This window comes from uncultured Bacteroides sp. (genome assembly GCF_949298305.1).
Lineage (GTDB): Bacteria > Bacteroidota > Bacteroidia > Bacteroidales > Bacteroidaceae > Bacteroides.
Window position 1 is genome coordinate 1 of sequence record NZ_CASFWU010000142.1, and the last position, 9,990, is coordinate 9,990.

Sequence of the window (9,990 nt, forward strand, 5' to 3'; positions counted from 1 at the left end):
TACAATCCGTTTTGAAGTTGATCACGGAGAAGGCGAAGGTCTTTTTATTTTAACCGGTTCTGCTGTTCCTGCAAAAACAGAAGAAATTCATCATTCAGGAGCCGGCCGATTTGCATGGCTAACAATGCGTCCCATGAGTTTATACGAGTCGGGAGAATCTTCTGGAGAAGTGAGCTTGGAGGATATGTTCAAAACCCCAGACAATATAATGGGAATCAACAATTTGTCGCTTAATGACATTGCCTTTTTAATTTGTCGGGGAGGATGGCCTCGCGCAACCTTGCAAACAAGAGACATTGCGCTGGATCAAGTGAAATACTATTACGACGCCGTGACACGTTCGGACATTTCTCGTGTAGATGGCGTTCGCCGCAATCAAGAGCGGGTAAGACGATTGATGCGCTCATACGCCCGGCATCAAGGTTCACAAGCTCCTATCAGTACAATCATAGAAGATATACGAGTAAACGATGAAGAATCGACGGATGTTAAGACTGTTGCGTCCTATATCGATGCACTGAAAAAGATTTTTGTCATAGAAGATTCTGTTGCGTGGAATCCCAATTTACGCTCAAAATCAGCTATCCGAACATCAGATACCAGATACTTTGTCGATCCGTCAATAGCCGTCGCTGCTTTGGGTCTCGGTCCCAAGGACCTGATTAATGACCTGAATACAATGGGGCTGTTGTTTGAGACGCTTTGCATCCGGGATTTACGTGTATTTGCAAGTGCTTTAGACGGACAAGTTTATCATTTTCGAGACAAATACGGCCTCGAATGTGATGCGGTTGTTCATCTGCGTAATGGCAAATTCGGTCTTATTGAAATAAAACTTGGTGGAGACCAACTTATAGAACAAGGCGCAACTACCCTAAAAACATTGGCTGCAAAGATTGATACAGATAAAATGAAAGCCCCGTCCTTCTTGATGGTATTGACGGCAACAGGAAAATTCGCCTATCGACGTGCAGATGGAGTTTATGTAGTCCCCATTGGATGCTTAAAAGACTGATAAACGATATGGCACAACATATAGAGAGGGGCACAATCTCATACCTAACTCCTCATCCCCCCTCATCCGCAACTGAAAGTGCTCTGAATTCTGAACCTTGAAATCAATAAGTCTGCAACTGAAAACGTACTCCCCCGCAGGGTTTGCGTACGTGTACACAGGGCGGGCTGACCCCGCCCCTACACGCATCCACGCCGCACGGCAAATCTGAAATCAGAACTCTGAAATCTGAAATCAACAAGTCTGCAACTGAAAATGTACTACCCGCAAGGTATGTATTTACTTAAGTTTCGGATTTAATATTTCTCTGGTAGTTAAGTAGTTAAGAAGTTAAGGAGTTAAGCCAATACATTGTGAGCTGTTTTTTTCTATTGGCTTGGCAGAGTCAGTTCCGTCGGTTGGGCAAAGTCATAGGTCAGTTCCACCTCGCCGTTCACTTCCGAATTCAACTTGATGACAAAGCCTTTGGTTTCCGGAGTAACGTCCAGGCTGTTCAGGTTGAACGAGACAATGGCCGGCCAGTGGTTGCCCGAGAAATTGTCATAACCGTTGTAGCGCAGTTCCAAATGGATATATCCGTCGTCAGCATAGACTTCATCGTCATTAGCCGACTTCACCAGACTGATGCGGTGCTTGGTATTGTCCTTCGGCAAATTCTGATAGAAAACCAGATTCAGATATCCGCCGCTGATTCCCATATCGCCCTGATAAATCAGTAACGGGTCGTTGCCGAACTCCTCCTCGTTCTCCGGAGTCAGTTCCTCAACAGTCTTGGTCAATACTTCGCGCATGGACAAGATTTTTACCGCATGGTCAAAGCCGGCATAGTCATCGGCCAGAGGATTGAAGGAGGTGATGACACGCTGGCCGTCTACTGCCATATACCAACCCAGGTCTATGTTTACAGGCCACAACGTTCCCCACACGTCACAATCCAGATAAAAAGATGTACCCGTAGTCCGCACGGTGGCCCAGAGAGGAGGCGTAAAGTCGCCCACCGAATAACCATCGCCGTCGTCACAGGACTGGAGTGCCGGCACCAGTGCCAGGCACAGAATCATCAACAAGCTTTGCAATTTTTTTTTCATATTCGTGTTTTTATCGGTTAGCGGTCGGTCATCAGAAGCCCGACCACTATCTAAATACAAAAAGCCGGGCTATTACTGCACCGGCTCTTGGGTATTTAACATTTTCTAAACCAACTGTCAGGCATGCCTTTTCTTCAGGAGCTCCACCATCAGACGGGCGGCACGGCGGGGCGCACCGGTCTCGCCCAGACGCGAAGCCATGTAGTCATATCCCGCCAGCATCTGCTCCCGATAGTCCGGCTCGTGCAGAATGCGCTCCAGCTCCTGCCTCATCCGTTCTACCGTCATCTGGTCGGCCACCAGTTCCTTCACCACCTCGCTGTCGGCAATCAGGTTCACCAGCGAGATGTATTTCACCTTCAGAATATGCCGTTTCAGAAAGGCAATCAGCTTCCCTACGGGCGTGTGGTAGCACACTGCCTGCGGCACGCGGAAGAGGGCCGTCTCCAGCGTCGCCGTGCCCGAAGTCACCAGCGCCGCCTGCGCATGGCTGAGCAGCGGATAGGTCTGCCCGTAGACCACCGCCACATCCGCCCCGCCGATGTAGCGCGCGTAATATTCCGGCTCGATGCCCGGAGCGCCCGCCAGCACCGGCTGGTAGTCCGGGAAAGCGGCCGCCGCCCGCAGCATGTCCGGCAGGTTGTCCTTGATTTCCTGCCTGCGGCTGCCCGCCAGCAGGGCGATGATGGGCTTGCCGGTCAGTCCGTTGCGCGAGGCGAACGCGCCGAAGTCCTCCGCATAGCCGGCACGGAACGCCGCTACCTCGTCCAGCGTCGGGTTGCCCACGTAGTGGATGGGGTAACGGTGCTTCCCTTCAAAGAAGTCTACCTCGAAAGGCAGGATAGAGAACAACTCATCCACATCCCGCTTGATGTTCTTGATGCGGTACTCCTTCCACGCCCAGATTTTCGGGGAAATGTAGTAGTAGACAGGAATCCGCGTGCGGGCATGGACAAACTCCGCAATGCTCAGGTTGAAGCCCGGATAGTCCACCAGTATCAGCACATCGGGCTGCCAGGCCACAATGTCCTCCTTGCAGCGGCGCATGTTGGCAAAGATGGTGCGCAGATGCAGCAACACGGGCACAAAGCCCATATAGGCCAGCTCGCGGTAGTGCTTTACCGGCGCGCCGCCCACAGCCGCCATCAGGTCGCCGCCAAAGAAGCGGAACTCCGCCCGGCTGTCCGCCTCCTTCAGGGCTTCCATCAGATGGGAGGCATGGAGGTCGCCTGAAGCCTCGCCCACAATCAGGTAATATTTCATAAGCAGGAAAGGGCCTCACCCCCGGCCCCTCTCCCAAGGAGAGGGGGGATTTTGCGGCGGTTACGATGGTGGTTGGATGGATGAAGAACCATAAAACGAAGAGTGAAGGACGACGAATTTATTTAGCATCCGCCATCGTTTCGACCGCTTGCTTAACTATCAGGCAGGAATCTATTTCCGAGACCTGACCTGCATAGTCCCCCCTCTCCTTGGGAGAGGGGCCGGGGGTGAGGCTTTTGTTTTCTTAATTATTTAAGTTTCGCAAGTACTCAACTTATTAGTTGACAAGGCTTCAGGCAACAAGTCTACAAGACCGAAACGCCCTGTATAATAAGGTGCCGTTGGAAGTCAACTCGTCAACTTGTTACTCGTCAACTGCAACTTGAGCTTGCGAAAGTTGAGTTAATTAAAACCAGTTTTTCAGCTCGTCCATCAGGCCGTAGGCGGTAGCGTCCACCGTAGTGGGCGTTACGGCTACGTAGCCGTTGGCCAGTGCCCAATGGTCGGTCTGTTCGTTGTCTGCGTCGGTGTCCTCAAATTCACCGGTCAGCCAATAATAGTGTGTGTCGTTGCGGTGGGCAAAGTTTTCCCATTCGTTCTTCCACTGTCCTTGCGTCTGCCGGCAGATTTTCACGCCCTTCAGTTCCTTGGTATCGGGAAAATTCACGTTCAGGCAGGTCAACGGAGGCAGTCCTTTCTCCAGCACCAGGCGGACAATGTCGCGTACATAGGGACCCGCAGGCTCAAAGTCTGCATCCGGTTCGTGGCTGCAAAGCGAAAAGCCGATGGAAGGCACTCCCTTCAGGCAGCCTTCTATCACCACGCCCATCGTGCCCGAGTAGTGGACGTTGACAGACGAGTTGTCACCGTGGTTGATGCCGCCAATCACCAGGTCGGGCTTGCGGTCCAGCACCGTATGGAAAGCCAGCTTCACGCAGTCGGTCGGCGTACCCGAGCATTTGTACACCGTCAGTCCCACATCCTTGCGCAACAGGCTGTAATGGATGGGCTCGTTGGTTGTCAGCGAACAGGCCGTGCCCGAGCGGGCCATGTCCGGCGCCATTACCACCACTTCCGCCAGCGGACGGATGAACTTGATTAACTCACTGATTCCTTTCGACATGATACCGTCATCATTTGAAACCAATATCAAAGGTCTTTGATTTTCCATAATCCAGTCTTTTTACAAATAAAATCGTTTTAGTTTCGCAAGTACTCAACCTACCAGTTGACAAGGCTTCAGTCAACAAGCCTACCAGTTCCGGGATGCCTTGTTTGATAAAGTGCCGCTTGAAACGGATCGCTGCAAACGCCTTGCCAACTCGTCAACTTGTTACTTGTCAACTGCAACTTGAGCTTGCGAATTGAAAATCGACGAAGTCAAAGTTGAATAAAAATCGTTTGATTGTCGCAAAAATAACGAATATAATCAAACTTGGCAAGAATTCAGCCCACAAGCTTTAACCCCGACCCGAATTCGTCCGGCGTCCCGCCCTTGTTAACAGGTTGCGGTTAAGAAGAAGGTCAAAACAAAGGTATCTGAAACCAAGGTGTGTCAAATTAAAAAGTTGCTTTCCTTTAGGCACGGATTACACGAAAATTCGCGGATTGTTATTCTTCTTTCTCCGTGTTTTCCGCGTAATCCGTGCCGAAAAAGCTACAAGATGTCAGCCATTTTTAGTTTTGACACCCTCTCCACCACGATTAAAGGCCGAATGGCAGAGGACACAAAAAAAAGAAGGTTGCCAGACGTTGTCAAGTTCCCGTCACACGAAGAACTGTTTCCCGTCATGGCACCCTTCTCAAACAAAACAAACACACTCATTATTACAATGAGTAAGCCCGTGCTGTTTCGCCAAACAAGCAACTTTGACAACTAAAAATAAATGTCCGTCTCCGCTCCACTAAAGGCAACGGCCGGTTCTGACGATGCCCATCCTTCACTCTCTCCGCTCCTTGTCGAGGCACCTTCTTTCTTCAACGTCAGGTTGAAGCGGTAGATACTGTTCCGGTTGATGGTATAGTCCACATACCCTTCGTTCTGTCCCGGAGGTAACGTACAAAGCGTCACCGTCTTGGTTTGATTGCCAAAAGTGATTTTCAGCGTCAATGCCTCCCCCACTGTCTGCGCCGAATTGCCGGGCATGTAAAAGTAGAACATCTGCCTCTCGGTTGTTACCGAAAGAACGGTCGTTTCAAATTGGTTATCCTTTTGTGTTTCGGTTACCCCCACTCCGGTAGAAAAGTAATAGGCATCGGTCGGAACGTTGTCGAACGCGAAACTTACACCCGAAGAAAAGTCATTATAATTTTCAGCCTGTAACGTTATCTCAATACGGCTGCAAAGACGTCCTAAAATCAGCCGTTGAACTTCCGTTTCGCTCAGTACTCCTTCATAATAGCCGAACATGCATACCTGCTTGAGATGCCCCAGCGAATCGGCGTGTTCTTTATATTGGAACTTATGGGTCCATTCCTTGAACTCATCCAGCCGCACCTGGGTCGATGTGCTGGTGGTATATTGGTTATAAAACTCGTTCACATCCTGTTCCGTCACATTGGCCACCACGCAGATGGTCGTGTTGTTTGCTTTGTACGACTTGAAACTGACATCCGAAATGGAAGCCTGCAATACTCCGTACGGGCTGTCATCCGTTACAAAACTTCGGAAGTTATACAGTTCGTCCCGGGTATGCATCCCTTCGGGGTCAAACTGGAAGAAAGCCAGTGTCTTGATACAGTTCTCCTCTTCCGGCCACATGGTGTATGCAGAGCGGGTTGTCCCGCCATAATCGTTCATGGGGCCTGCCGCAATGGTCAATATGCCCGGCTCCGTCGGCATGTCCACCACTGTCTGTTCGCAGGCCGCCAGCAGACAGACCGTTAAGGCATAGACCAGATTCTTGAAATAGTTGCTCATATCCTCTTCCTTTGAAACACGGTTAGTCAAATTCTACATCCATATTCCATTCCACAAACTGCCATACGATGACCGCTACACCGTCCTGCAGTTTGACGGTTCCTTTGTAATGATAAGAATATCCTGCCTGAAAATTCTTCTCGGTCAGCATGATGCTGAACGGGCTGGGCACTCCGTTAATCAGCACATTGAACAGCACCACTACCGGAGTGGCAACGGCGTTGACCGGCAGCACAGGAGTCGTCACTTCCAGGTAATGGGTACCATCACTGTTCACCCCCGTCACGTATTCCGTCTCCCGGTATGTACCGTTCTTCATGCCATAATCCGTTTTCAGGGTGTCTGACAGACTCCAGTTGTTTTCCGTTTCTTCCTGCAGTCCCGAGTATTCCACGCCTGCCGCCAGCAGTTCCAGACTATGAATCCATTTTGCTTCGGAAGTAATGGTAAACTTCAGTTGGGCTGTCTGATTGAACAAAGGTTTTAACCTGATCACTTCAATTCGGCTTTCATCATTAGCCCAATCTCCTTTGACTTCAATATATGTTGATTTAGTCTCTTCATACCTGTCATCTGTAGCCAGTAACTCCTCTCCATTCTTTACACTCAAGGTATTACCTTCTCCCAGTTCGCGGGCAGGAGATACCGCCCAAAAAATATAATTACCTTCCGATATGAACATAGGCGTTCCATCTATAGATTCCACATTACCATCAGCATCCACTTCACAAGGATACAACGATGTCACGCCTGTTCCCTCACCCACTTCTTTTACTACATAAGCAGTTTTGGAAGTAGAAATCACGTTTGTACCATCCAACTTATCAGCAATAATCCATAAAGTTGTTCCTTCGGGCAACGGAACAATTTTATGCCCAGTCGGTAAATTTGCTCTGGTTCCAGTAGCAAATCCATCTGCAACCAAGCTTCCGGACAGCACTGGCTGTATCTGTACAAGGCCGTCACCCGGCACCTTGTCTACAGCAGCATTGTTATCGCAAGCTGTCCAAGCTAAGGATATGCCGCACCAAACAGCCACCCCCAACATCTTTTTTTTATATCTTCCTATTTTCCACATACTACACCACTAATTCTGCGTTTTTACCAGGCGAATTTGTTTCGCATTGGTTTGGATTTCATTACTTACTACAGACATATACTGATTTTGAGGATTATCTCCTGTAATCTTGATGTGCAGGGCTGCATCCGAATCGGTCGCATAGAGCACTGCTGATCCATAAGAGGAAAAACCCGCTGCCGGGCCACTGCCCGAATTACGTCCTTCCACTTCACCACACAAAGGGAAAAACATTTGAGATACAGGATGCTCCCAATCATAATTCCTAAAATTATCCACCGTCAGATTATCGTCTTTCGTGCAACTGTACATACATACTTCCACATACAATCGCGGTTCTTCATTCTTTTCATCTGCATTCCTCACTTTCCACCTCATCCGATAAGCCTCTGTAGTTCCCACTTTTTTGATTCCATAAATCGTACCCCATTCTTTAGTCTTATAATTCGAAGATAAACTTGTTATAGATCCCTTGTCATTACCTTCCCTACTGATAATATAGACCGAACAATAACCGGGAGATGGATCACCATCAGGTTCTCTGTCAATATAAGAATATGGCGTATGTTGGGAGTTATAATAATATGAAGGATCCAATGGATATTGCCCCGGATCGTTCAATTTTTCCCATTTTGAGTAGTACTCAGCAGAGCTTGTTGTATTCCGTCCATCCTTATAAAAAGGTACACAGATTCTCAATTTTGTTATATCACTATTGATAGGAAGAGGCATATTATTATTATAATCCACACATCCATACCAGTCATCTCCAATGTGTCGTAATTGCAGGAAAGTAATATTTCCCGCAAAAACTGTAGTTGGGAATATACTTTGAAATTGTTCTTGTGTAGGTAAAGCATACCCGGGAGGTGCAGGTTGATTTTCACGATTTTTCCAATTAAGAGTAGAATTGCTAAAATTAGAATTACCATAAAAAAAAGCATAGGTTCCACTTGAAGAAACCTCTTTTTGAAGACTATAATACAAATTGCTTGAAGAAGAAGTACCCCAAGAACCTTTATTGGGATCAGGTTCCATCAATTTTTTATCAACTATTGGATAGACTTTATATTGGGGGGAAGACCATGAACTGAATTTTTTCGACAAATCATTATTGGTACTAAAACGTTCTTCCGGCGTTGGCCAAGTCAATGAACCGTCAAAGCCATAATTCTCTGTTCTATACGGCCAATACGGAATATTCCGATTGTTCTGATAATAATACCCGATGGTCTGATTATAGTTATCTCCCGGGTCAGCTTCGTTTGCCCCCAGGTTTCTGTCCATCCACATGGTGTTATCAAAGAAGATGGGCTGGCCTACTACTTCGGTAGAAAAGTAATTGTCGTTTTTGTCTTTTTCATCAGTTTCCCCCGGCAACCATTCCACTTTGCTGGGTACAACGGTTACGACCCGCACCTCGTCCTCCATCAGCACGATGTGCAGGGTGTATTTGCTGCCTGCCTGCAGATAAAGCGGAGAAGCTGCAATGGAACCATTATCATCTGTAGGATCATCTCCTCCATATACACTGCTATACACTTGTTCTACGGTATAGACACCGGTATAATAGTTACCCAACTGTGTAGCATTGCCCGTTCCTACCAGTTTTTCTACTTCAGCTTTGTCCTTTCCCTTCAAGGTTATCTTCAAACCAATTGTATATTCACCCACACCACCGCTTAACGACTCTGCAGCGGAAGGAAAGACAATCATGGCACCCAAGCTGTCCGGGGTTTCTACAGCTATGTATTTATTTTCAAGGTCATAGTCCACAGACATCTTGGGCAAAGCCCTGCCTTCATCATATTTGTTTTCTGCATCCAGTGTCGTCTTTCCCGTAAACAAATCCACTGTCCCGATTTGGTATGTACCGGTCACCGCTATGCTTTCGATGCCCAAATTATACATCCCTTTCCCAGACCCCGTCTCAGACTCCAACTGAGAAACCTTGAATTCCAGCCGGGAAAAGGCATGGCGGAACGGAATCTCACACGGGAACTTGGCAGTGGCGTCGTTCTGATCAACAAGGATGCCCCACATCAGGTCTTTCAGTTCGCCGCCTACTACTGTTTCCGTCCGCTTATATGCATCCTTATCTAATTTCGGTGCGTTTTCCTCCCCATAGGTAAAGCCGTAGAAACTGAGGGAGCGTCTGCCGGTCTCGGTCTTAGTAGCATCATCTATGTTCTCAAGTGATTGAAAACTGAACCAGTCATTATTAATATGTCTGTCGTCATTAACAACCAGATATTGAAACGTACCCAAAGCGGTCTCGGTAGCCAGCCCATTATATCTGAGTACAGAATCTTCAGATATATCTGTCGCCGTAAAGCCTTTGGTAAACATCACCAGTCTATAGGCAGTCCCTGCCTGAAAAGCACTTCGGGAGACTACTTCCCCGTTGCCCTCCAGTTTGACAGCAGCCACTTGTCCTTCTTCCGAGGAGCCGTTGGAAGTATCAGCCCCCGACAGCCAATCGTCCGAGCACGCCGCCGTGCCTGCCACCATCAGGGCGGCACACAGCAGGATTGTATAAAAATTCTTTCCTTTCATCATACGCATTCCTTTCATCTGTTTGTCAAGTACCGGACGGAGTATCATCGGACGAATTACCGGGCGGATA

At 48.2% G+C, this 9,990-nt stretch carries 7 protein-coding genes; 1 reads left to right on the top strand and 6 read right to left on the bottom strand.

Going from position 1 to position 9,990, the window contains the following annotated elements; genetic code table 11:
* Window positions 1-1,015: DUF4143 domain-containing protein (locus tag Q1Y74_RS13495; RefSeq protein ID WP_300814812.1), on the top strand; the 1,015-nt coding region annotated here is incomplete at its 5' end.
* Window positions 1,016-1,383: 368 nt separating this feature from the next.
* Here Q1Y74_RS13495 and Q1Y74_RS13500 read toward each other — a convergent pair.
* From Q1Y74_RS13500 to Q1Y74_RS13525, 6 genes are all read right to left on the bottom strand, one after another.
* Window positions 1,384-2,103, bottom strand: a complete 720-nt coding sequence (locus Q1Y74_RS13500) for a NigD-like protein (RefSeq protein WP_300814813.1) — start codon at window positions 2,101-2,103, stop codon at window positions 1,384-1,386.
* Window positions 2,104-2,220: 117 nt separating this feature from the next.
* Entirely contained in the window at window positions 2,221-3,366 is a 1,146-nt protein-coding gene (gene lpxB, locus Q1Y74_RS13505; protein WP_300814814.1) for a lipid-A-disaccharide synthase, read from the bottom strand.
* A 406-nt stretch (window positions 3,367-3,772) separates the two neighbouring features.
* Window positions 3,773-4,537, bottom strand: coding sequence for a 5'/3'-nucleotidase SurE (gene surE, locus Q1Y74_RS13510; RefSeq protein WP_300814815.1), 765 nt, complete (start codon window positions 4,535-4,537; stop codon window positions 3,773-3,775).
* A 705-nt stretch (window positions 4,538-5,242) separates the two neighbouring features.
* Window positions 5,243-6,286: a hypothetical protein gene (locus tag Q1Y74_RS13515; RefSeq protein ID WP_300814816.1), complete on the bottom strand. Its 1,044-nt coding sequence runs from the start codon at window positions 6,284-6,286 to the stop codon at window positions 5,243-5,245.
* Between the two features lie 22 nt (window positions 6,287-6,308).
* Complete coding sequence (locus Q1Y74_RS13520; RefSeq protein WP_300814817.1) at window positions 6,309-7,364, bottom strand: BF2992 family fimbrillin-A clan protein; 1,056 nt, start codon at window positions 7,362-7,364, stop codon at window positions 6,309-6,311.
* A gap of 9 nt (window positions 7,365-7,373) precedes the next feature.
* Complete coding sequence (locus Q1Y74_RS13525; RefSeq protein ID WP_300814818.1) at window positions 7,374-9,923, bottom strand: hypothetical protein; 2,550 nt, start codon at window positions 9,921-9,923, stop codon at window positions 7,374-7,376.
* Window positions 9,924-9,990 lie beyond the last annotated feature (67 nt).